Raw genomic sequence first — 23,512 nt, 5'->3', positions numbered from 1 at the left:
GAACCGATGTTTGCCGACGACGACCCCCGGCTTTCGCAACTGCTGGAAGGCATTGTCCGGCTGGCATCGGGAGACCTCAACTCGCGGATAGACGTATCGGAAGCCCGCGACGAGCTTGATGCGATCATCATGGGCACCAACCTCCTGGCGGAGGACCTGCAGATCATCTACGAGGAGCTCGAACAGCGGGTGCAGGTCCGCACCCAGCTCCTGCACGAAGCGCACCTGGAAATGCAGAAAATGGCCATGCAGGACCCCCTGACGGGCCTGGCCAACCGCTCTGCACTCATCGACGCCCTGAGGGCCACCATCGAGGACGACAGCGCGGATGAGGGGCCCGTGATCCTGCTGATGGACCTTGACGCCTTCAAATCCATTAACGACAGCCTGGGCCACACCGCCGGTGACAAGGTGCTGATCACGGTGGGTGAACGGATCCAGGGCGCCGTGCGCGGCACGGATGTCGTCGCCCGGCTGGGCGGGGACGAGTTTGCGATCGTGATGCCGGCGGTCTCCGCGGACCAGGCGGCCATCGTGGGGCACCGCATCCTGGCGTCGCTGAATGAACCCATAGAACTGCCGGGCCGGAGCGTGCGCTGCGGAGCCAGCATCGGGCTAAGCGTCGGCGGCGCAGGCCAGACCCCGGAGGACATGCTGATGGAGGCCGACGTCGCCATGTACGCCTCCAAGGCCGAGGGGCAGAACAGGCTGCACCGGTTCGAGCCTGGCCTCCTGCTGGTCCGGAGGCTCCGCAGCCAGCTGGTGGAGGACCTCCGGAATGCCATCAAGACCGACGGACTGACGTTGCACTATCAGCCCGTGGTGGAACTCGGCTCCGGGCGGATCGAAGGCGTGGAGGCCCTGGTCCGCTGGAACCACCCCACCCGCGGGCTGATCATGCCGGACGAATTCATTCCGCTGGCCGAGGAAGCCGGGCTGATTTCCGAACTGGGGCTGTGGGTGCTGCGCACGGCGGTGCACCAGCTGCGGAAATGGATTGACGGGCAGTTGGTGGACGGGCGTTTCTCCGTCCGGATCAACATCTCCGCCACGGACCTGCAAAGCCTTCAGTTCATCGAGGATGTCCGGAGTGTCCTGAAGGAAACCGGTGTGGCGCCCGAACAAGTGGTCCTGGAACTGACCGAAGTAGCCATCGTCAAGGGCAACGAACTGGACCGCTATTCGCTGGGCGGGCTCCGCGGGCTGGGCGTCGGCATCGAAATTGACGATTTCGGCACCGGCTACTCGTCCATCAGCTACCTCCGCCGACTGCCGGTGGACCGGGTCAAGGTGGACCGTTCCCTGATCCATGGGCTGGGCACCGACCCCAGCCAGCCGGCCCTCGTGGCGGCGGTCCTGCAACTCGTCCGGGCATGCGGCCTGGAGGCCGTCTGGGAAGGCGTTGAAACGGCGGAGCAGGCGGAGATCCTCCGCAGCCTGGGCTGCCTCAGTGCCCAGGGCTATTACTTCAGCAGGCCCGTTCCGCCGGAGCAGGTTCCCGATCTGTTGGCGGCCCAGCCGGAAAGCGCCAACCCGTAAGGCGAAAACTACTGCGCTTTTGTCCACCCCGATATACGATCATCGTGCTGGGTCTGTATTTTCATCGCCGTGATTTGCGGACTTGCCAGCAACATTGGACTTTAGAAGCGGTTATAAATTGAACAACAAAGGGCCACTGGGTCATTACTTCGTCAACTGGGGGCGTTGCTAATGTCGGTTCGTGTACAGGCGTGGGGAATCATCGCCGCTGTTTTGGCGGATCCGGATCCGTCCGGCGCCGCAGTCCGGCAACGCCTCAGCAAGAGCCTCGATGAAAATCCCGGCGTGCCCGAAAGGGCCTTGCTGGAGTATCTCCTGGAAACCCGCCGCAGCGATGCAAACACCGTTGAAACGCTGGACAGCGCCAGGAAAATGCGCCTGGAACCCAGCGCCATTCCGCCGCAGTTCGCAGAACAAATCGACGCGATCCGCAGCACGTCCCGCATCAGTGCACTGCTTGAAAGCAACATGCTGATGACGGCCTTCCAGCCCATTTACGGCCTGGCCAAAGAAACTGTGGTGGGCGTGGAGGCATTGTCGCGCTTTGTCAGCGACGACGGCGCCGCCGCCGAACTGTGGTTCGCGGAAGCAGCAGCCGTAGGCCTGGGTGCGAACCTGGAATTCTCAGCGCTCGGATCCGCCGCCGCGGCAGCCAGGGATCTTCCCGGAAACCTGTATGTATCCCTGAACATCTCGCCGACGTCATGCCTGGACCCGCGACTGCCGGAACTGTTCGAACACATCGACCTTCCGATCAACCGGGTGGTGCTCGAACTGACGGAATCCGTGAACGACGAGGAGTACCCGCAGTTCATTGCCGCCATTAATCCCTTGCGCGACCGTGGCCTGCGCATCGCCGTCGACGACACCCACCCCGGCGCGGGCGCGCTGAGCCGGATGGTGCACCTGCGGCCGGACTTCCTCAAGGTGGGCCGGAACGTCATTGGAGACGTCGACAACGACGGCATCCAGCGCGCCCTTGCCGGCTGCCTGGTGGACTTCGCCGAGCAGATCGGCACCATCCTGATTGCCGAAGGCATCGAGACGGTGGGCGAACTCAAGGTCCTGACCGAGTTGGGCATCAGCGCCGGCCAGGGCTACCTTCTGGGCCGGCCCTCCGTCCGTCCCCAGGACTGGGCCAGCTGGAACACCGCCCTGGATACGGACGGCCTGAAACGCCAGCTCGTTAGCCCGGAACAGGGCAGCCACGTTACACCGCCCAAGGACGACCACTAGCGGCCACCGACGCCCGCTGACGGCACTGGTACGAAACACGTACCGGCATCAGCCGTCGGGCCACTGACGCGAGCCCCGCCGTCGTCATGACAGAATCAGCCAGCTGGAGCGGTCAATCTGCCGGGCCCGGACGGCTGCCGGGCCCGGACGGGCTATTCTTCGTGGCCCTGATCGGCGCTCATCTGGTCCTCCGCCGGCGGCGTCTCGCCGGGAGGCACTCCCCCTCCGGGCTCCAGCCCGGTGATGTTGCCGTCCGCCGGGTCCGGGTTCGGTGAGTCCGCAGAGTCCTCGCTTCCCTGCTGTCCGAACACCTGTTGATCAGCGCCCTGCCGGCCCACGCCTGATTGGCCTGGGTCTGAGTGGCTTTTGCCCGGCTGGTCGGGATTCGCGGGGTCGTTTTCCGGATGGTAGCTGCTCACAGTAATTGTCCTCTCCTGCCTAGCCGGGGCCGTTACCTCAGCTCTGGACTAATTGTAAGCATGCTGATAATTCTGGAAGGGTAATCTTTCGGTAGTCCACTGGGGGCGCCGGGATGCGATGTCAGAAGGAGCAGTCACATGGGTATCGGCGACAGCATCGGCAAGGCAGCAGAAAACGCCATGGAGGATCTCGCGGGGACCAGCGATCCCGTCGAGAAACGGGATGTTCCTGAGCCCTCGGATCCCAACAGCGACGTGGAGGTCCACTCCTCCCTCAGCGAGGGATCGAACGCCCTGGAAGCGGAGAAGCAAAAAGCTCCGGGCCTGAAGCCGGGGCCGGCTCCGGGACCGGTATCGCAATCTCCCCTTGGCGGGGACGTTGACGAGACTGGCAATGACCAAGCGAACGACGACGGCAGGTTGGCGGGCAGCGCTTCCGCTCCGGACAGCGCAGGAGGGTCAGAAGGGTCCGGCCCAACAGGGGATGTTTCGGGCGTTTCAGGAGGACTGCCTGAGAGCAACCCCGACGAACTCCGGGCCGATCCAACCGAAGGCGACCAGGACCCGTCCACCAGCACGGGCCGGGGCTGAGGAAGAAGCAAGCTAGTTATCAGGCGGGTGGCCCCCTGGCCACTCACCGCGTTCGAGCAGCACGTCCCGGAGCAGGTCCGCGCGGTCGGTGACGATACCGTCCACGCCAAGGTCGAGCAGGCGGCGCATTTCCGCGGGCTCGTTGATCGTCCAGACGTGGACCACCAGCCCCAGCGCGTGGGCCCGCCGGACAAATCCTGGCGTGACCACTTGGACGCCGCTCCGGCGCGCAGGTACCTGAAGGGCCTGCACGTCATGCAGGATCCTGCGCATGGCCCAGCGGAAAACCAGGCCCGGCAATACCCGCCCCAGCACAACAAACAAGGCCACCGGCACCACCCCGGCCGACGACGCGACCTGCTGGCTCAGCAGCTTCAGCACCGCCCGCCGCCGCCGGTCCGAAAAGCTGGTTACCAGCACCCGGTGATGTGCATGGTGCCGTTCGATCGCGGCGGCGAGGCTCTGGACGGAGTTCCAGTCCTTGACGTCCACGTTGAGGCGAACGCCGGGCAGCCCGGTGACCAGGTCATCAAAGGTGGGAACGGGCTCGCGGCCGCCGATCTGCGCCCGCGCCACCTCCGCGGCTGTCAGGTCCGCGATCAGGCCGGCCCCGTCCGTCACCCTGTCCAGTGTGCTGTCGTGGAAAACGAGCACCACACCGTCCGCCGTGGTGTGGACATCAGTTTCCAGGTACTGGTAGCCGAGTTCGACGGCGGCGCGGAACGCGGCCATGGAGTTCTCCAGCCCGTCCCGTGAAAATCCGCGGTGGGCCATGGCCACCGGCGGCCGAGACCCGGGAACGTCGGGGTGGGTGAAGAACGGCAGACTCACCCTGCGAGCGTACCGGAGCGGCAGGACCGCGGCGCGGCCATGAAGCAGAGGCTAGTCCTCTTCCGGAAAAATCTCCACACGTCGCTGCAGTGCAGCAGGGTACGCCCGCGGCCGCCGTCGAGGTTCACCCATACGGCAGCATGGTCTCTGGTGATCGCGTCCACCAGTCCGCCGGTCTCAAAACCGGGGGCGAGGACCACCCTGACGCGGTCGCCCTGCCTCAGCTACTTCCAGTGCGGAGCAGGCGTCGCCCTGCGCAGCGGCAGATCAACAGCGCCGTGTTTTACGTTCCGTGCCATCGTTACCCCTTGAGCCGTGAAGGGAGGTGTTGCCCCCAGCCTCCACGCTAGGGAGCAAAGATGAACGCCAGGTGAGCGCAGGCTGTGAACATGGCTCAGGGAAGCTGGACACCCAGCGACGCCAGCCTGGCCTCCAGGACCTGGGCCACGCCGTCGTCGTCAAAGTGCGGCGCCTGCTGGCCTGCCGCGAGGATGGCTTCAGGGTGACCGCTGGCCATCGCGTAGCCTTGGCCGGCCCAGCGGAGCATCTCGATATCGTTCGGCATGTCCCCGAAGGCCACAACATCCTCGGCGTCGATACCGAGCGAGGACGCGTACTCGGCCAGGGTGACCGCCTTGTTGACGCCCGGGAGGCACAGCTCCAGCATGGCCACCCCCGGTGACGAGTGTGTGACGGCCGCAAGATGCCCGACGGCGGGCCGCACCTCCGCGAGGAAGTCGTCAGGAGTGCCCTCCCGGATGATGGCCAGGAACTTCACCACCGAATCATCCATGGCCAGGGTTTCGGCGAGCGGCGCCGGGGTGAACTCGCTGAGCAGTTCGCTGGATTCGTTCTCGATGAAGCCGGGTTCAAGGTGGAAGCCGGTCAGTGTTTCTGCGGCGAACAGGGCAGCCGGGCGGAGCTCCTTGATGATCCGGCGGATTTCCAGCACGGATTCGATGGCCAGGGTGCGGGCGGACACCAGCTGTTCGGTTTCGAGATTCCAGACCACGGCACCGTTGGAGCAGATGACCGTGCCGGTGTGGCCCAGCTGGTCCTGCAGGGGGTGCAGCCAGCGCGGCGGCCGGCCGGTGACAAAAACGAGTTCGACGCCGGCGTCCCGGCAGGCGTGGAAGGCGCGGACGGTGCGGTCACTGATTTTTCCATCGTGTCCAAGGATCGTTCCGTCAATATCGCTCGCTACCAACCGCATCATGCAAGTCTACGTGGGCTGCCCCCGGCTAGAAGCTGGGGACGGTCAGGCCCAGGCCGAGGAGGCCGCGGCCCGCCTGCTCAAGGATGGGGTCGGTGGCCAGCGTTGGATGGTTGAGCAGGACGCCCACATCGCGCTGGATCCGTTGAAGGGGATGCGAAAGCCGGTGTGCGCTGCCGCCGGAGCCCGCCATGATCATGGAGACGGCCTGCGCGGATGCCTCGCCGCTCAGGGCAAAGGACAGCCGGTATTGGGCCCTTTCCTCCTCTGCCATTCCTTTGACTGACGCGGCCCCCTGCCGGCGCCGGTGGGACGCCGCCACGAGCCGCACCGCTTCTGCCCAATGCAGCCGCGCGGTAGTGACCAGGCCGTAGGCCTGCGCAAACCGCGCCTGGGCCAGGGGCGAATCAGCCTGCCGGTTCTCCGCCGTGTTTTTGACCTTGCGCTTCAGCATCTGTTCACGGAAAAGTTCCAGGGCATGTTCGGCGGCCCCCAGGGCGGTGGATGGCGCAACGATGTTCAGAAGGGTGGCCATGGGCGTATGGATCAGCGGGTCCGGGTGGATTCGGCTGCCGGGATTGTCCGGGGCTGCCAGCAGCGGCCATTCCAGGGCTCTGTAGGCGGGCACAAACAGGCCGTCGGCGTGGATGTCATTGCTCCCGGTCCCCCTGAGGCCGGCCGTGTGCCAGGTGTCCAGCACCTCGACGTCCCCGATGGGAACAAGGCACTGCAGGCGTACTTCGTTGTGCCCGGGCCCGTTATGTTCTACCGCCAGCAGTGCCCATTGTGAGTGCAGTACGCCTGAGGCGAAGCTCCAACGGCCGGTGATGCGGAAGCCGCCGGGCACCTTTTCGGCGGCACCGGGCGGCGCGCCGGTGGCAGCGGCCAGAGGGGCGGGGCCCGCGGCGAAGACTTCATCCTGGGCCGCCTGGGGCCAGCGTGCGAGCATCCAGACGTGCTCGATCAGGTGTCCTACATTCCAGGCAGTGGAGGGGCAGCCCAGCGCGAGCCGGCGCACCACCTCGACGTAGGTTTCCAGGCCCATGCCGTATCCGCCCACACCCTTGGGCGCAAGGATCTTGAAGACGCCCGCTTCCTTCACCTCAGCCACCGTGCTCCCGGGGATGCGCCGAAGGCGTTCCGTCTCCTCCGCCCGCTCCCGCAGCCGGGGAATGAGGGCATCCACGCGGGCGAGCATTTCGTCGTGAGTTGGGATGTGCGACGGCGGCCCCGCCTCCACGAGCACCTGGGTTGAGGTGGCGTATGCCTCGCTAAGGGCGCGGAGGCCGGCGTCAATGGCGGGCGCTGCATCCACGGCGACGTCGTCAAGAAAGATTGTCATTTCGTGTCCTGTCCGGGACTTTGAGGCAGCGGTTCAGGCTGGCAGGTTCAGCGTGTGGGAGGTATGGTCCCGCTTGGCCGCCAGGTACCGGTGGTTTGCGGCCGAGAGGTGCACTCCGGTGGGGACCTGCTCGCTGACGCTGATGCCGTGGGCGGTGAGTTGCGCGGCCTTGTCCGGGTTGTTGCTCAGCAGGCGGATGGAGTTCGCGCCCAGGACGGAGAGCATCTGGGCGGCAGCGGTGTAGTCCCGTTCATCCTCGCCATGCCCCAAAGCAACGTTGGCTTCGTAGGTATCCATGCCGGTGTCCTGGAGCGCGTAGGCATCCAGTTTGGCGTACAGGCCGATTCCCCGGCCCTCCTGCCGGAGGTAGAGGAGAAACCCGCCGGCGGCTGAAACTGCTTCGACACCTTCGCGCAACTGGGGCCCGCAGTCACAGCGTTCACTGCCAAAGACATCGCCGGTCAGGCATTCGCTGTGGAGGCGGACCAGGGGTGCCGGGCTCCCGGAACCCTGCTGCAGCAGCGCCTGTTCCCATTCACCCAGCGCGAGCAGCAGGTGTTCTTTGCCATCTGCCAGTCCGTGGAAGGTCAGGACGTCGGCAGTCACAGCGAATCCGTCATTGAAGCGCAGCGGCACCGTGACCTGGCTCCGGACTGTTACCCTGCTCTGCGCTGTTACCTGGCCCTGCCCTGTTACCCGGCTCCACCGGTGGGCGGCGCCGGTATGGCTGGAGACATGGTGGTCAAGAGTAGCGGTCATGTTGATTCCCTCAAAGTTGATTGAAGCTTCAACCAAGCTTACGCCTGATCACTTGAAGCTTCAAGCCTTGGGGTGGAATTGACCGCGGAACTTCGTGTGTGGCCTGCCCAGGCGCTCCTATTTCTTGCCGGTACCGCCCAGGCGGGCGGTCACCTTCGCTGCCGCGGCGGCGCAGGATTCGCCGAGCGCCTGCAGGCGGTCCTGCGACACCCGGAACCGCGGTGCCGGGATCAACACGGCGGCCACCACCTCCCCGCGATGGTCATAGACAGGTGCCGCCACCCCCACTTCGTCGATGGAGGTTTCGCCGTAGTTGATGGCCCAGCCCCGCCGGGCGTCGTCCTTCAGCCTGACAAGGTAGGCGTCCAGGCTGGGTTCATCCAGGCCGGGGTACGTGATGGCGCCGCTGCTGAGGAGGGAACGGACGCGAAGTTCGGGTTCCTGGGCGAGGAAAACCTGGACTGAAGCACTGAAGGCGTCGCCGTAACGGGCGCCCAGCGGTGTGGTGTGCTTGATCTGGTGGTGGCTGGCGATCTGCTCCACGCAAATTGATTCGTCGCCGCTCCACACCATCAGGGCACTGGTTTCACCGGTCTGTTCGGACAGCTCGCGGAGCACAGGGTAGGCAACACGGCGCTCCTCCAGCTCTGCCAGCAGGGGTCCTGCCACGGCAATCAGCCCGAGCCCCAGCCGGAACCGGCGGGTTTCGGCGTCGCGTTCCACCAGGTGTTCCTGTTCGAAGGTGGCCAGGATCCTGGAGACGGTGCTTTTGTGCAGCCCTACGCGGTTGGCGATCTCGGTGACCCCGAGGAGGGGTTCATCTGCCGTGAAGGTCCGCAGGACGGCCACCGCGTTGACGATGACGGAAGCGCCTTTGGTGTCGCCGGTGCCTGTGGTCTCGGATTCTGTTGTGCTCATGATGTAGACCATCATTCCCTAGTGAGGCCGAAAGCGGCGCCGGCGCGGTGCCGGCGCCGCTTCGGCTATGGGTACTGCCGCGGTCAGGCGCCGATGATGTTGTACTCGGGGCCGAACGGGAACTTGGTGATGTTCTCCGCGCCGTCTTCCCCCACCACCAGGATGTCGTGCTCGCGGTAGCCGCCGGCGCCCGGCTGGCCGTCCAGCACGGTGATCATCGGCTCCATGGAGACCACCATGCCCGGTTCCAGCACCGTATCGATATCCTCGCGGAGTTCAAGCCCGGCCTCGCGGCCGTAGTAGTGGCTCAGGACGCCGAAGGAGTGCCCGTAACCGAAGGTGCGGTTGGCCAGCAGACCGTGGCTGACGTAGATCTCGTTCAGCTCAGCGGCGATGTCCTTGCAGACGGCGCCGGGCTTGATCAGTTCCAGGCCGCGCTTGTGCACCTCGACGTTGATGTTCCACAACTGCAGGGAGCGGGCGTCGGGTTCGCCGTAGAACAGGGTGCGTTCGAGGGCGGTGTAGTAGCCGGAGGTCATGGGGAAGCAGTTCAGGGACAGGATGTCGTGCTCCTGGATCCTGCGGGTGGTGGCCCAGTTGTGCGCGCCGTCGGTGTTGAGGCCGGACTGGAACCAAACCCAGGTGTCGCGGATCTCGGAGTTGGGGAAGGTCCGGGCAATCTCATGGACCATGGCCTCGGTGCCGATCAGGGCCACCTCGTATTCGGTAATGCCCGCGGTGATGGCGCTGCGGATGGCCTCGCCACCCAGGTCGCCGATGCGTGCACCGTGCTTGATCACTTCGATTTCCTCGGCGGACTTGATCATGCGCTGGCGCATCGCGGCCTGGGCGACGTCCACCAGGGCTGCGGACGGGAACGCGGCCTGGATCTTGTTGCGGTTGTCCAGCGGCAGGGAATCGTCTTCGACGCCGAGCCGGCGAACGTTGACGCCACGGGTGCGCAGGACTTCCTGAATCGCGAAGATGTAGTTATCCCGGCGCCAGTCGGTGTAGACGATGTTGTCGCCGAAGCTGCGGCGCCATGGCATTCCGGCGTCGATGTTCGCGGTGACGGTGACGGTGTCATCCTTGGTGACCACCATGCCGTAGGACCGGCCGAAGTAGGTGAAGAGGAAGTCGGAGTAGTACTTGATCGAGTGGTAGCTGGTGAGGACAACGGCGTCCAGGTCCTTCTCGACCATGATGCGGCGGAGACCGGCGAGGCGGCGCTCGAACTCGGCATCAGAGAAGGTGAGGCTGACCTTTTCACCGTTCTTGAGGACCTTCAGGCGCTCCAGTTCGGCGACGGACGTTGCGTTCTCGGTGGTGATGGTCATCGTGGTGATGCCTTTCTTTGGTGCGTTTCTTTTTGTACGGGTGGTTTGGGAGGGAAGCTATTCGTGGCGCAGGGGCTCTTTGCAGGTTTCCCTGGACAGAGCGACGGCAACCAGGGAAATCACGGCGGCAGCGACGAGGTACCAAGCCGGCGCCAGGTCACTGGCTGTGGCGGCGATCAGGAGGGTTGCCATAAACGGGGCAGTTCCCCCGAACAGGGCGTTGGAGAGGTTGAAGCTGACCGCGAAGCCGCTGTAGCGGACCCTGGTGGGGAACATCTCCGCCAGGAAACTGGGGAGGGTGCCGTCATTGAGGGTGAGCATGGCCCCGAGCAGGATCTGGACCAGGACGATCACCAGGAAGTTGCCCGTTCCGAGCAGGGCGAACGCCGGCACCGTCAGCAGGATGAAGCTGATGGAAGCGGCGAGCAGTACCTTCTTGCGGCCATACCGGTCCGAGAGCATGCCGGTCAGGAAGATGAAGCCGATGTACGTGACCAGGGCGACAGTAGTGGCAAGGAACGACTCGGTGGCACCCAGGCCAAGCTCGGAGGACAAGTAGGTGGGCATGTAGCTGAGGATCACGTAGAAGCCCACGGCGTTGAGCAGCACGGCCCCGACAGCCTGGAGCAGCTGCCGCCAGTGGTTCCGGAAGAGGTTGGAGACAGGCGCCTTCGCAGCGTGGTCTTCGGCCTCCAGTTCCCGGAACACCGGTGTGTCTTCGAGCTTTGTCCGGATATACCGGCCGATCAGGCCCATCGGGGCGGCCAGCAGGAAAGGCAGCCGCCAGCCCCAGCCGTGCATCGCTTCGGAACTGAGCAGGGTAGTCAGAAGGCCGGCGAGCAGCGAACCGAGGAGCAGTCCGGCCGCCGTGCTGGCGGGAACGACGGCGGCATACAGGCCGCGCCGGTTGGCCGGTGCGTACTCCACCAGGAAGGCAGACGCACCCGCATATTCACCGGAGGCGGAGAAGCCCTGGACCACCCTGACGATCAGGAGCAGGACGGGAGCCCAGAGTCCGATCGTGGCATATCCGGGGATGAGGGCAATGCAGAACGTGGCCCCGGACATGATCAGGATGGACAGTGAGAGGGCGGTCCGCCTGCCTACCCGGTCTCCGATGTGCCCCCACACAAAGCCACCGAGCGGGCGCACCAGGAACGAGACTGCAAACAGGGCAAAGGTCAGTAGGAGCCCGGCCTGCGGATCGGACTCAGGGAAAAAGACTGCCGCGATGGTGACGGCCAGGTAGCCGTAAACGGCGTAGTCGAACCATTCGACAAAGTTTCCAATGAAGCTGGCCGCGATAACCCGGCGGCGCGTTTCCTTGCTGACGGCAGTGTCAGCGGAATTCAGGCCTTGCAGCTCCGAACGATGGCCTTGGGCGCGGGCCGCGGAGGAAGTTTCGTTACTCATGTATCCACCAAAGTTGTTGTGGTTGCATTCAGCGCAACGCTGTTGCAATAGACTAAGCGTGATGGGGACCACAGTCAATGGCTACTGCTGATGAGGATCGGTCCGAATCTAACCATGCGGGTCAGCCCGAGGCGCGCGCCTTGGATTGCTCGAGAATTGCGGCTGGCGTTGCAGTAGAAGAACTCAGGTTGCATTCAGCAAACTCAGTCGGTGCAGGAGGCTCAACTGGCCGGACGTAGCACTTGGCATTTCTATTGACACCCCGTGTGACGGCTGACATATTTCGAGTACGCGTCATGTGAGTTCCGTTGTGTAATACGCAATAGCGGGCGAACGAAGTATCCGCTGCCTGTGCTTGGATCTGCGGTATGAGAACGTAGAACACGGGTTGGCTGTGGACCGCTAAGGAGCGCCGCCCAAAGTCCCGGGACCGATGAAAGGAACACCAGCGAATGGTGCATAAAGTTCAAGCAGTCATTGCCAGGGAGAAGAATGCCCCGGTGTCGTTGGAGACCATCCTGGTGCCGGATCCCGGCCCCGGTGAGGCGCTGGTGGACATCCTGACCTGCGGCGTTTGCCACACCGATCTGCACTACAAGCAGGGCGGCATCGGCGATGACTTCCCGTACCTGCTTGGCCACGAGGCCACCGGAGTGGTCAGTGCCGTGGGCCCCGGCGTCACGGAAGTAGCCCCGGGTGACCGGGTGATCCTGAACTGGCGTGCCGTGTGCGGGCAGTGCCGGGCGTGCGCGAAGGGCCAGCCGCAATACTGTTTCAACACCGCCAACGCCACCCAGAAGATGACCCTGGAGGACGGCACTGAGCTCTCGCCTGCCCTGGGCATCGGCGCCTTCGCCGAAAAGACCCTGGTGGCCGCAGGACAGTGCACCAAGGTCGACCCTGAAGTGGACGCAGCCGCCGTCGGGCTGCTGGGTTGCGGCATAATGGCCGGCATCGGTGCCGCCATCAACACCGGTGAGGTCAAGCGTGGCGAGTCGGTGGCCGTGATCGGCTGCGGCGGTGTGGGCATCGCCGCGATCGCCGGTGCGAAGCTTGCCGGCGCGACGACGATCATCGCCGTGGACATCGACGAGAACAAGATCGAGATGGCAAAGTCCCTCGGCGCCACCCATGGCGTGAACTCCCGGCAGGAAGACGCTGTCGAGGCAATCCGCGCCCTCACCGGAGGCAACGGGGCGGATGTGGTGATTGACGCCGTCGGACGTCCCGAAACCTACAAGCAGGCCTTCTACGCCCGCGACCTCGCCGGCCGCGTGGTCCTGGTAGGCGTCCCGACGCCGGACATGACGCTGGAACTGCCCCTGCTGGACGTCTTCGGCCGCGGCGGGTCGCTGAAGTCCTCCTGGTACGGCGACTGCCTGCCGTCCCGCGACTTCCCCATGCTTGTCCAGCACTACAAGCAGGGCAACCTGGACCTGGAGGCCTTTGTCTCGGAGCGCATCAGCATCGAGCAGGTGGAGGAAGCTTTCGAGAAGATGCACGAGGGCAAGGTCCTCCGCTCGGTTGTTGAACTGCACGCAGCGGGAGCTACCGCATGAGTGTCCGGATCGAAAACCTGGTCACCTCGGGGACGTTTTCGCTCGACGGCGGCACCTGGGACGTGGACAACAACGTCTGGATCGTGGGCAATGACGAGGAGTGCGTGATCATCGACTCCCCGCATGACGCCACCGCGATCATCCGGCAGGTCGGTAGCCGGAAGGTCCTCGCCATCCTGCTGACCCACGCGCACAACGACCACATCGGCGCCGCACGCGAGGTCTCGAACGCCGTCGGCGCACCGATCTACCTGAACCCGGAAGACCTTGTCCTCTGGGAGCAGGTCTACCCGGATGCAAAGCCGGACCATGAACTGCACGACGGCGACGTCTTTGAGGTGGCCGGGGCGACACTCAAGGCCATCCATACACCGGGCCACTCCCCCGGCTCCACGTGCTTCTACCTCGAGAGCGAAGGAACGGTGTTCACCGGGGACACGCTCTTCAACGGCGGGCCGGGTGCGACGGGGCGTTCCTACAGCGACTACCCCACCATCCTCACCTCTATTCGCGGACGGCTGCTGACGCTCCCGGCCGAAACGGTGGTCCGCACCGGCCACGGCGACGACACCACCATCGCCGCGGAGCAGGAAACCCTGGCGAAGGTTTCGCAGTAGTCACGAATTCAAACAACAGTGCCGGCGGGGCGCGACAGGAAAGCCTGGCGCGCCTTCGCTGGCGTTGGATTCAAAAAGCAACACGTAGTTGCCGGTAAGGAAGTTGGAACGATGAAGTTCGGTAAGCAGCCCGCACCTGTCGCGGACATCAACGAGGACGATCTTTCCGTCCACAAGCCCAAAACCGAGGCGGCCGGTGTTAAGGCTGTGATGGTGGCGCTGGAACGCGCGGTGGCCCAGGCCGGGGTGACCAGGACCGCGCAGTCGTTGCTGCGCCTGAACCAGCGGGGCGGGTTCGACTGCCCGGGCTGCGCCTGGCCGGAGTCGGACAAGAAGCGGAAGGCGGCCGAGTTCTGCGAGAACGGTGCCAAGGCTGTGGCGGAGGAGAACACCCTCCGCACCGTTGGCGCTGAGTTCTGGGCCAAGCACTCGATCGCTGAACTTTCCACGAAGACCGAGTACTGGCTGGGCAACCAGGGCCGCCTCAGTGAACCGGTGGTGATCCGGGCGGGTGAAACGCACTATTCGCCGATCTCCTGGGCGGACGCGTTTGAGCTGATCGGTGAACATGTCCGGGCAACAACGGCTGACCGGTGCGTTTTCTACACTTCAGGCCGGACCGCGAACGAGACAGCGTTTATGTACCAGCTGTTCGCCCGGGCCCTGGGCACCAACAATTTGCCGGACTGCTCCAACATGTGCCACGAGTCCTCCGGTTCGGCGCTGAACCCCACTATCGGCATTGGTAAAGGCACCGTGTCTTTGGATGACATCCACGACGCGGAGCTGATCTTTGTGGTGGGGCAGAACCCCGGCACCAACCATCCCCGCATGCTGTCCGCCCTGAAGGAATGCAAGGACAAGGGCGGCAAGGTGGTGGCAGTCAACCCACTGCCTGAGGCGGGCCTGTTCAACTTCAAGGACCCGCAGACCGTCTCCGGGGTGGTGGGCGGCGGCACCCCGCTGGCTGACGAATACCTGCAGATCAAGGTGGGCGGGGACCTGGCCCTGTTCCAGGCGCTGGGCCACCTGCTTCTGGAAGCCGAGGAGCAGAACCCGGGGACCGTCGTCGACCGTTCCTTTGTGGAGGCGCAGACGGACGGGTTCGAGGCCTACCGCCAGGCCCGCGCCAGGCTGGACTGGGCCGAGACGGAAAAGGCTACCGGCCTCACCCGGGCCCAGATCGAGACTGTTGCCGGGATGCTGATCAAGTCAAAGGCGTCCATCTTCTGTTGGGCCTTGGGCGTGACGCAGCAGCCGCACTCGGTGGACACCATCAAGGAAATGGTCAACGTCCTGCTGCTGCAGGGCAACTTCGGCAAGCCCGGCGCGGGCGCGTGCCCGGTCCGCGGGCACTCCAACGTCCAGGGCGACCGGACGATGGGCATCTGGGAAAAACCCAAGGAATGGCTGCTCGAAGCGCTGGACAACGAGTTCGGGATCCAGTCCCCGCGGCACCACGGCTACGACGCCGTCGAAGCCATGGAAGCGTTCGAACGCGACGAAGTGGACGTCTTTGTGTCCATGGGTGGCAACTTCTCCCTCGCCTGCTCGGACACCGAAACCCTCGAAGCCGGGATGCAGCGGATCGGCCTGACCGTCCACATCTCCACTAAACCCAACCGCTCCCACATCGTCCACGGCCGCACCTCGCTGATCCTGCCCACCCTGGGCCGGACGGACAAGGACGACAAGCACCCCAAGGGCGCCCAGTTCCTGTCCGTAGAGGACTCCATGTCCGTGGTGCACTCCACGCAGGGCAGGCTCACGCCGGTCTCCGAGCACCTGCTCGCGGAGCCCGTGATCGTGGCGCGGATGGCTGAGGCGACGTTCGGCCCGGACCACTCAGTGGACTGGAAAGCCATGGCCGAGGACTACGACGTGATCCGCAACCACATCGAACGCGTCCTCCCCGGCTTCGAAGACTTCAACGCCCGGGTCCGGACCAAAAACGGGTTCGTGCTGCCCAACCCGCCGCGCGACACCCGGTCATTCAAAACGGATATTGGCCGCGGCCGCTTCACAGTCAGCCCCCTTGAGTATCTGACGCCGCCGGACGGGCACCTGGTGCTCCAGACCATCCGCAGCCACGACCAGTACAACACCACGTTCTACGGCCTGGATGACCGGTACCGCGGCATCTCCGGCGGCCGCCGGGTGATCCTCATCCACCCTGAAGACCTGGCCGAGCTCGGATTCGAAGACCGCGATCTCGTGGACGTGGTCAGCACCTTCCGCGGGCACGACCGGACGGCGGACAGGTTCCGCCTGGTGGCCTACCCCACCGCGAAGGGCTGCGCCGCCGCATACTTCCCCGAAGCCAACGCCCTGGTCCACAAGGAAAACGTGGCGCGGGAGTCCAACACCCCGGGCTTCAAGGCCATGTTCGTCAGGTTCACGCCACACGTGGCGGAAACCGCTGATGCGGTGGCTGCGGAGGAGCTGGAGCCGGCCGCAGTGAGCTGATACTGCTACTGCCCTTTCGAAGATCCTCCCTTCGGGGCAAGAACGACGACGGCGACATCCGGCAAATGCCAGGTGTCGCCGTCGGTGTTTAGCCGCGCGATGGTTGAGCATCACTGAACCCGGTGGTTGAGCCCGTCGAAACTCCGCGGCGAGTCAGGCGGGTGGGGCGTGCAGGAACCGCTCCAGGCTTTCTTCGCCTGGAGAGATCCCGATGTAGACAAAATCGGGCGGGTCCCCGGACACCGCCTGCAGCTGGTTTGGCCATTCTGGTGGTTCCCAGTCCTGGTGTTCGCTTTTGTAGTGCCTGCCGGTGGGTGAGGTCCAGCCGGGTGGTGCGGTTTTGGTGGCCGGGTGGGTTTCCAGCCGCTGGTATGCCGTAACCGGTGATGTTTGGGGCAGGGCTGTCCCAGATTCGATATTCCGGTGGTGCCGCCTTGATGCCAGGCGAGGATGTGGTCGGCTTCGTTGTCGAGCGAATTGTTGCTGCATCCCGGAAAGGGGCATTTGCCATCCCGCAACCTAAGCCAGTTCCGCATGGCTTGACTGATCCGGTACTTTGTCCGGCCGATCTCCAGTGGCGCCCCGTCCCTCGGATCAACGAGCACCCGGTAGAACGAGGAGGCGCCGCCTTCTACGAGTTTGCGCGCCATCGACGGCGGGATCGGACCATACCCGTCCAGCATTGCTGGCTCGTCCGTTAATCCCAGGAGGGAGAATACCGGCACGGTGACCAGCACCTGCGCCCGGATCCCCGATGATGGGCCAGCCGCCGCATCGGGGCCGGTTTCCGCATCGATGCCGTTGCCGGGCAGAGTTAGGGTTCCGTCGCTGCCACCTGCACCGGCACACCCGGAGTGGTTGCCGGTGCCAAGAATCGCCTCGGTGAAGTTGTCGGCCTTCAAGTGAGTGAGGGTACGGGGCTCGTCCGGTCCCTGCATCCCCCGTGCGATGGCCGTGAGCCGGTTCCAGCCCGCCAAAGCATGGTGGGCAGGCAGGTAGGCCGAGAGCCAGGCCATGCCGTCCTGCTCCGGCCGGTACTCCACCCGCCGGTCGGCGATGCCCTTGGCATGGCGCTTTTCGATGGACTCGGCATGGTGCCGTTCCCGCCAGTTCCTGGCCTTAGCTTTGAACCGGTACGCCGGCATCTCCCCGATCGGCGCAGCCGCGGGCGGCCTGTACACATCCGGATCCAGGAAATACGCTTCCAGGGCCGCCGCACCGGCGGGGTCAAGGCTGGCCGTTTCATCCACCATGGCCAGGGCATGCTGCCAGGTAATCGTCCCGGACTGCAACGCCGAAAGGGTGGGCGGCAACTCCTTGCACAGGGCATGGGACGCGGCCAGGAACGCACCCGCTGCCCGGGAACCGAGGGCCAGGAGGCAGCCGATTTCCGCGGCGACAGCCATTTCCTGCGCCTGCACCGGCGCGTCCGCCGCTATGACCTTGGCGGTGTCCGCATACGTCACGGCAGCCCGGGCCTTCAGACCCGCAAACCCGGCCTCCACCACCCGCGCCCCGGCAAGAATGTCCAGGCACCCATCAGCCGGTCCGGCCAGCGGATCAGCATCGGCGAACGGCTCCGAACCACACTCATCCACCTCGGCATTGAGCACAGCAAGAGCGGCCTTGATGTCCTCAAACGCCTTAGCCACCGCCGCTTTCCCCATAAACCCATCATGACAAGGGGGTACGACATTCCGGGGGCACATGTGAAAACCGAGGTCCCCTGTTCGGGGACCCCGGTTTTCGACAGCAGGTTTCGCAACCACCGGTACGGCCCCGGGTTTCGGGAGCGGGGTTTCGAGAAGCTCGACCACCGGTTCGGGGCCTGTTCAACCACCGGAGCCTGCTCAACCACCGCTAGCCGCGGAGGCGCTCCATGCCCGGGTCGAAGAGGGGTTCAGGCGTGACGGTGGCGGCGATGCGCTTCCCGAAGTACTCCACCTCAACCGAGTCGCCCTCGGTCACCGAAGCCGGCAGCCAGGCGTAGGCGATCGGCTTGCGCACCGAGTAGCCGTAGGCAGCGCTCGTAACGTACCCGGCGGCTGAGCCGTTCACGTACACCGGTTCCTTGCCCAGCACGAGGGACGTGCCGTCGTCGACCGTCAGGCACCGCAGCGCACGCGTGGCCGGCTGCTCCTTGCGGGCCGCCAGGGCCTCAGCACCCACGAAGCCCGTCTTGTCCTTGGCCACGGAGAAGCCCAGGCCGGACTCGTACGGGTGGTGCTCCGACGTCATGTCTGTGCCCCACAGCCGGTAGCCCTTCTCAAGGCGCATGCTGTTGAACGCGCCACGGCCGGCGGCGATGATGCCGTGCTCCCGGCCTGCCTCGAACAACAGGTCCCACAGCTTCAGCCCGTACTCGGCGGTGGTGTAGAGCTCCCAGCCGAGTTCACCCACGTAGGACAGCCGCATGGCCGTGACCGGGATGCCGCCCACGGAGATTTCCTTGGTCCGGAAGTACTTCAGGCCGTCGTTGGTCAGGTCGTCGGAGCTGACCTTGCCGATCACCTCGCGGGCCAGCGGCCCCCACAGCCCGATGCAGCAAGTGCTGCCGGTGATGTCCGAGACATGCACCCACTGGGAGGGATCGGCGGCGGACTGCTTCCGCGCCTCCACCCGCAGGTAATCGAAGTCCACGTTGCTGTTGACGCCCAGCTGGAAGTCTTCCTCCGCCAGCCGTGCGACAGTCACATCACTGCGGATGCCGCCGTCGTGCTCCAGCAGCAGGCAGTACGTCACGGCACCCGGCTTCTTGGCAATGTTGCCCGTGCTGAGCCGGTGCAGCAGCGCCTCCGCGCCCGGGCCCACCACGGAGAGCCGCTTCAGCGGCGTCATGTCGAAAAGTCCGACGGCGGTACGCGTCTTCCACGCCTCGGCCGCCGATATGGGGGACGAGAACATGGCTGACCAGTCGTCACGCTCCGGCGTCTGCCATTCCTCCGGCAGCTGCTCAAGCAGGCCGCGGTTGGCCTCGAACCAGTGCGGCCGCTCCCAGCCGGCGGACTCCAGGAAGAACGCCCCCAGCTCCTTCTGCCGGACGTTGAACGGGCTGACGCGCAGGTCCCGCGGGGATTCCCTGGGCTGCAGCGGGTGCATGACGTCGTAAATTTCCACGAAGTTCTGCTGGGACGTCTCGCTGACGTACGCGTCGGACGTCTGTACCTTCTCGAAACGGGTCAGCTCGCAGCCGTGCAGGTCAGTGCGGGACCGGCCTTCCACCAGCAGCTCCGCCATTGCCTTGGCCACGCCGGCTGAGTGCGTGACCCAGACGGCTTCGGCCACGAACAGGCCTTCGAGGTCGGGCGCCTCGCCCATGAGCGGGCCGCCGTCGGGGGTGAAGGAGAAAATGCCGTTGAACCCGTCCTCGATCGCGGAGTTGCGCAGCGCCGGCAGCAGGTCCTGGCTGTCCTCCCAAGCGGGCAGGAAGTCTTCCAGGGTGAAATCCAGCCGGGAGGGCATGCGGTGGTCCGACATTTCCTCTGCGGAAACCTTTGGCAGGGCGGACATATCCACCGGCATGGGACGGTGGGCGTAGCTTCCGATACCGATGCGGTCGCCCCATTCGCGGTAGTACAGGTCCTTGTCCTGGTAGCGCAGGATGGGCTTGCTCGCACCCTTGGGAAGCTCGTTGACGCCCTCGAGTTCGGGCAACGGGGTGCTGACGGCGTACTGGTGGCCCAGCGGCAGCAGCGGGACTTCCAGGCCCACCATCTTGCCGAGTTCACGGCCCCAGAAACCTGCGCATGACACCACGATGTCCGCCGGGATCAGCCCGTTATCGGTTTCGACGCCGGTCACCTTGCCGTCCTCCTGGGCGATGCCGGTCACCGTAGTAGAGCCGAGGAAGGTTACGCCACGCTCGCTGGAGCGCTCGATCAGCAGCTGCACGGCGCGGGCGGCCAGGGCCAGGCCGTCGGTGGGGATGAGCAGGCCGCCCAGGACTTCGCGGCCGCCGGTGAGCTTGCCGGTGTTCAGGAGGGGGTAGATCTTTTCGCATTCGTCGGCATCGACGATCCGGCTTTCGACGCCCCAGGAGGTCATCACGCCCATCTTGCGCGTGAGGTCGGCCAGGCGCTCGGGGGTGGTTGCCAGTTCCAGGCCGCCCACCTGGTTGAAGCAGGACTGGCCGTCCTTGCTCAGTGCCAGCAGCTTGTTAATCGTGTAGGTGGCGAATTCGGTCATGGTCCGTGACGGGTTGTTCTGGAACACCAGGCCCGGCGCGTGCGACGTGGAGCCGCCGGCAAGTTCCAGCGGGCCCTGTTCCACCACCGTGATGTTGGTCCAGCCGCGGGTGGCGAGTTCGTCGGCAAGGTTCGTTCCGACAATGCCGGCGCCGATAATGACAACGCGTGGTGATGCGCTCATGGGTGTTGTTTCTCCTGTTTTGCGTGGCGGGCGTTGGCGTTAGCGGAAGACGACGGTGCGGGTGTTGTTGAGCAGCACCCGGTGCTGGGAGTGCCACTTGACTGCCCGGGACAGCGCCTGGGATTCGGCGTCCCTGCCTACCGTGACCAGTGCGTTCGGGTCCAGGCTGTGGTCCACCCGGAACACTTCCTGCTCGATGATCGGGCCTTCGTCCAGGTCTGCGGTGACGTAGTGCGCCGTGGCTCCGATGAGCTTCACGCCGCGGTCATAGGCCTGGTGGTACGGCTTGGCACCCTTGAAGCCTGGCAGGAACGAATGGTGGATGTTGATGGCCCGGCCGCGGAGGCTGGCGCATAGGTCATTGGACAGGACCTGCATGTAGCGGGCCAGGACCACGAGGTCGGCGTTGTACTCCTCCACCAGTTCCAGCAGGCGCGCTTCAGCTTCGGGCTTGGTAGCGGCCGTTACCGGGACGTGGATGAAGGGCAGCCCCGCGGCCTCCGCCATGGAGCGAAGGTCCTCGTGGTTGGACACCACGACGGCGATCTCCGCACCCAGGCTGCCGGCGCGCCAGCGGAAAATGAGGTCGTTGAGGCAGTGGCCGAACTTTGAAACCATCACCAGCAGGCGCTGGGGGCGGCCGTCGTGGATGGCGAATTCCATGCCGAACTCATCGGCGACGGCGGCGAACTCCGCGCTGAGGCCTTCCGCGGAAACTTCCTTGTCTCCCGGAGTGAAGGCCGTGCGCAGGTAGAGCTTGCCGCTGATGTGGTCATCGAACTGCTGGTGTTCAACAATGTCGAAGCCGCGGTCAGCGAGGAATGCGGTGATGGCCCGGACGATTCCGGGGCGCTCCGGGCACGCAAGCGTAAGGACGTACTGTGCGGTGTCGGTACCGCGGACGCCGGCAACGTCGCCGGCCTCCACCGTCACGTTACCGGTGGGGCGGCCTTCGAGGACTGCGGTCATGGTCTACTCCTGGTTCTTTACGAGGGCTTGGGTGTCAGCGGGGGAAGCCGGGCAGCGGCCGTCGTCCGGACAGCGCTGATCACATTGATGCTTGGTAACGAGATCGAACTGGACGCCGCCGTGCTGGTCCACGCCGCTTCGAATGGCGCGCTCCACTACGGAGTCCGCGAGCCGGCGCCGGAGGGACAGCGGGTCACGGCGCAGGTCCTTGACCAGGGCGAAGCACAGCAGCAGCATGACCAGCACGAACGGCAGGGCCGCCACGATGGTGATCCGCTGCAGGCCGGAAAGCGCCTCCGACGGTTCATCGCCACCGGCCAGCATCATCACGGCGGCTACTGCGCCGGTGAGCAGGCCCCAGAAGATGACCAGGCCGCGCTTCGGGTCGGAGGACCCGTTGGAGCTCAGGGACGCCATGATGATCGAGGCGGAGTCGGCTCCGGTGATGAAGAAGATGGCCACCAGCACCATGGCCAGGACCACAACGGCTGCGGTGAGCCAGGCAGGCATGGACATGTTGCGGACCAGGTCAAACAGTGCGCCGTCGAAGTCGATGGACGGCGACCCGCTGGCCATGGACACGAGGCCGGGAGTACCCGCCTTGTCCGCTTCCTGCTGGACGTGGAACGCCGTGCCGCCGAAGATGCCGAACCAGATGACGCTGACGATGCTGGGGACCAGCAGGACGCCGGTCACGAACTGGCGGATGGTGCGGCCGCGGCTGATGCGGGCGATGAACATGCCCACGAACGGCGTCCAGGAAACCCACCAGGCCCAGTAGAAGATGGTCCAGCCGGACATCCAGGTGCGCAGCGCCTCGTCCCCCACTGCTTCGGTCCGCGAGGACATCTCGGCCAGGTCCCTGACGTAGTCGCCTACTGCGGCGGGAATGAGGTTGAGGATGAACAGGGTGGGCCCGGCGATGAAGACGATGAGCGCCAGGACCACGGCCAGGACCATGTTGATGTTGGACAGCCACTGGATGCCGCGGCTGATGCCGGAGACGGCCGAGGCCACGAAGCAGGCCGTCAGGACGGCAACGATGGCCACCAGGATGGGGGTGCCGACTTCACCGATCCACCCGTTGGACGTCAGGCCGCTGCCGATCTGAAGTGCGCCCAGGCCCAATGAAGCGGCGGTACCGAAAAGGGTGGCGAAGATCGCCAGGATGTTGATGAACTTGCCTACCGGCCCTTCCACCGTCCTGATGCCGAACAGCGACGTGAACGCTGCGGAGATCAACTGGCGGCGGCCCAGCCGGTAGGTGCCGTAGGCCATGGCAATTCCGACGACGGCGTACATTGCCCAGGGGTGCAGGGTCCAGTGGAAGATGGAGGTTGCCATGGCGGTCTGGATGGCCGCGGGTGTCCGCCCGTCCACCGTTCCGGGTGGCGGAGAGATGTAGTGGTAGAGCGGCTCGGCCACACCGTAGAACATCAGGCCGATGCCCATGCCGGCCGCAAACATCATGGCGATCCATGAAATGGTCCGGAACTCCGGCTTTTCACCGTCCTTGCCGAGGGGAATGTTGCCCCATTTGCCCAGGGCCAGCCAGAGGACAAAGACAACGAACAAGGAGGCCAGGACCATAAAGAGCCAGCCGGTGTATTCCATCACCCAGTCGAGGGCGGCTGTTGAGGTGGCGGCCAGGCTGTCCCGGCCCAGGAAGCCCCAGGCCACAAAGGCCAGGGCGAGGACACCGGTGATGCCGAAGGTGGCCTTGTCGAGGGTGAGCTTGCGGTTCCGCCGTTGTGCCACAGCCTGTTCGGCCTTGGTCTGGCGGAGTTCCTGCATGATTTGTTCGGTGTCCTCCGCGTCGTGTGAGTCGTGGGAGGAAGGAGAGTTCTCCGGTGCAGGAAGGAGTTCCTCCAGCTCAAGGGGGGTTTGGGCATCCGTGCGGATGTCGCTGTTCAAAGCCATGTCAAGTCCTTTGGT

At 65.0% G+C, this 23,512-nt stretch carries 17 protein-coding genes and 2 pseudogenes; 6 read left to right on the top strand and 13 right to left on the bottom strand.

The window, feature by feature from the left end:
• The first annotated feature begins 6 nt into the window (after positions 1–6).
• Positions 7–1,539 (top strand): putative bifunctional diguanylate cyclase/phosphodiesterase, encoded by a 1,533-nt coding sequence (locus tag QFZ36_RS14305; RefSeq protein WP_306637563.1) that lies wholly within the window; start codon positions 7–9, stop codon positions 1,537–1,539.
• A 171-nt stretch (positions 1,540–1,710) separates the two neighbouring features.
• On the top strand, positions 1,711–2,775 hold the full coding sequence (locus QFZ36_RS14300; protein ID WP_306637561.1) for an EAL domain-containing protein: 1,065 nt from the start codon (positions 1,711–1,713) through the stop codon (positions 2,773–2,775).
• Between the two features lie 152 nt (positions 2,776–2,927).
• On the opposite strand, the gene QFZ36_RS14295 is transcribed toward QFZ36_RS14300, so the two are convergent.
• Complete coding sequence (locus QFZ36_RS14295; protein WP_306637557.1) at positions 2,928–3,194, bottom strand: DUF6480 family protein; 267 nt, start codon at positions 3,192–3,194, stop codon at positions 2,928–2,930.
• Between the two features lie 138 nt (positions 3,195–3,332).
• Here QFZ36_RS14295 and QFZ36_RS14290 point away from each other — a divergent pair, with 138 nt between their 5' ends.
• Entirely contained in the window at positions 3,333–3,785 is a 453-nt protein-coding gene (locus QFZ36_RS14290) for a hypothetical protein (RefSeq protein WP_306637555.1), read from the top strand.
• Between the two features lie 12 nt (positions 3,786–3,797).
• Here QFZ36_RS14290 and QFZ36_RS14285 read toward each other — a convergent pair whose 3' ends face one another.
• From QFZ36_RS14285 to QFZ36_RS14250, 8 genes and pseudogenes are all read right to left on the bottom strand, one after another.
• Positions 3,798–4,616: a glycerophosphodiester phosphodiesterase gene (locus QFZ36_RS14285; protein WP_306637553.1), complete on the bottom strand. Its 819-nt coding sequence runs from the start codon at positions 4,614–4,616 to the stop codon at positions 3,798–3,800.
• 51 nt (positions 4,617–4,667) lie between these two features.
• Positions 4,668–4,915, bottom strand: a pseudogene (locus QFZ36_RS14280) (hypothetical protein).
• A gap of 95 nt (positions 4,916–5,010) precedes the next feature.
• Positions 5,011–5,829 (bottom strand): HAD family hydrolase, encoded by an 819-nt coding sequence (locus QFZ36_RS14275; protein WP_306637551.1) that lies wholly within the window; start codon positions 5,827–5,829, stop codon positions 5,011–5,013.
• 28 nt (positions 5,830–5,857) lie between these two features.
• Entirely contained in the window at positions 5,858–7,171 is a 1,314-nt protein-coding gene (locus QFZ36_RS14270; RefSeq protein WP_306637550.1) for an acyl-CoA dehydrogenase family protein, read from the bottom strand.
• 33 nt (positions 7,172–7,204) lie between these two features.
• The gene (locus tag QFZ36_RS14265; RefSeq protein WP_306637549.1) at positions 7,205–7,930 is read right to left on the bottom strand and encodes a GTP cyclohydrolase II; all 726 of its coding nucleotides are present in this window, start codon (positions 7,928–7,930) and stop codon (positions 7,205–7,207) included.
• 117 nt (positions 7,931–8,047) lie between these two features.
• Positions 8,048–8,848, bottom strand: coding sequence for an IclR family transcriptional regulator (locus QFZ36_RS14260; RefSeq protein WP_306637547.1), 801 nt, complete (start codon positions 8,846–8,848; stop codon positions 8,048–8,050).
• Positions 8,849–8,931: 83 nt separating this feature from the next.
• Positions 8,932–10,185, bottom strand: a complete 1,254-nt coding sequence (locus tag QFZ36_RS14255) for an aminopeptidase P family protein (protein WP_306637546.1) — start codon at positions 10,183–10,185, stop codon at positions 8,932–8,934.
• A gap of 57 nt (positions 10,186–10,242) precedes the next feature.
• Positions 10,243–11,598, bottom strand: coding sequence for an MFS transporter (locus tag QFZ36_RS14250; RefSeq protein ID WP_306637544.1), 1,356 nt, complete (start codon positions 11,596–11,598; stop codon positions 10,243–10,245).
• Between the two features lie 452 nt (positions 11,599–12,050).
• On the opposite strand from QFZ36_RS14250, the gene QFZ36_RS14245 reads away from it, so the two are divergent.
• The 3 genes from QFZ36_RS14245 (at position 12,051) to QFZ36_RS14235 (ending at position 16,240) form a co-directional block, all read left to right on the top strand.
• Positions 12,051–13,157, top strand: coding sequence for an S-(hydroxymethyl)mycothiol dehydrogenase (locus QFZ36_RS14245; RefSeq protein WP_306637542.1), 1,107 nt, complete (start codon positions 12,051–12,053; stop codon positions 13,155–13,157).
• On the top strand, positions 13,154–13,774 hold the full coding sequence (locus QFZ36_RS14240) for an MBL fold metallo-hydrolase (RefSeq protein ID WP_306637540.1): 621 nt from the start codon (positions 13,154–13,156) through the stop codon (positions 13,772–13,774). The genes QFZ36_RS14245 and QFZ36_RS14240 overlap by 4 nt, the downstream gene beginning before the upstream one ends.
• Positions 13,775–13,885: 111 nt before the next feature.
• The gene (locus QFZ36_RS14235) at positions 13,886–16,240 is read left to right on the top strand and encodes an FdhF/YdeP family oxidoreductase (RefSeq protein WP_306637538.1); all 2,355 of its coding nucleotides are present in this window, start codon (positions 13,886–13,888) and stop codon (positions 16,238–16,240) included.
• A gap of 153 nt (positions 16,241–16,393) precedes the next feature.
• Here QFZ36_RS14235 and QFZ36_RS14230 read toward each other — a convergent pair.
• The 4 genes and pseudogenes from QFZ36_RS14230 to QFZ36_RS14215 form a co-directional block, all read right to left on the bottom strand.
• A pseudogene (locus QFZ36_RS14230) lies at positions 16,394–17,907 on the bottom strand (DUF222 domain-containing protein).
• Positions 17,908–18,100: 193 nt separating this feature from the next.
• Positions 18,101–20,608, bottom strand: a complete 2,508-nt coding sequence (locus QFZ36_RS14225; protein ID WP_306637537.1) for a GcvT family protein — start codon at positions 20,606–20,608, stop codon at positions 18,101–18,103.
• A gap of 39 nt (positions 20,609–20,647) precedes the next feature.
• Positions 20,648–21,577, bottom strand: coding sequence for a formyltetrahydrofolate deformylase (gene purU, locus QFZ36_RS14220; RefSeq protein ID WP_306637535.1), 930 nt, complete (start codon positions 21,575–21,577; stop codon positions 20,648–20,650).
• A gap of 3 nt (positions 21,578–21,580) precedes the next feature.
• A complete protein-coding gene (locus QFZ36_RS14215) occupies positions 21,581–23,497 on the bottom strand; it encodes a BCCT family transporter (protein WP_306637533.1) in 1,917 nt (638 codons plus the stop codon).
• Positions 23,498–23,512 lie beyond the last annotated feature (15 nt).

It is taken from the genome of Pseudarthrobacter siccitolerans (assembly GCF_030823375.1).
Classification (GTDB): domain Bacteria; phylum Actinomycetota; class Actinomycetes; order Actinomycetales; family Micrococcaceae; genus Arthrobacter; species Arthrobacter siccitolerans_A.
The sequence above is the reverse complement of the archived record's forward strand: the minus strand, read 5'-3'. Positions and strand labels throughout refer to the sequence as shown.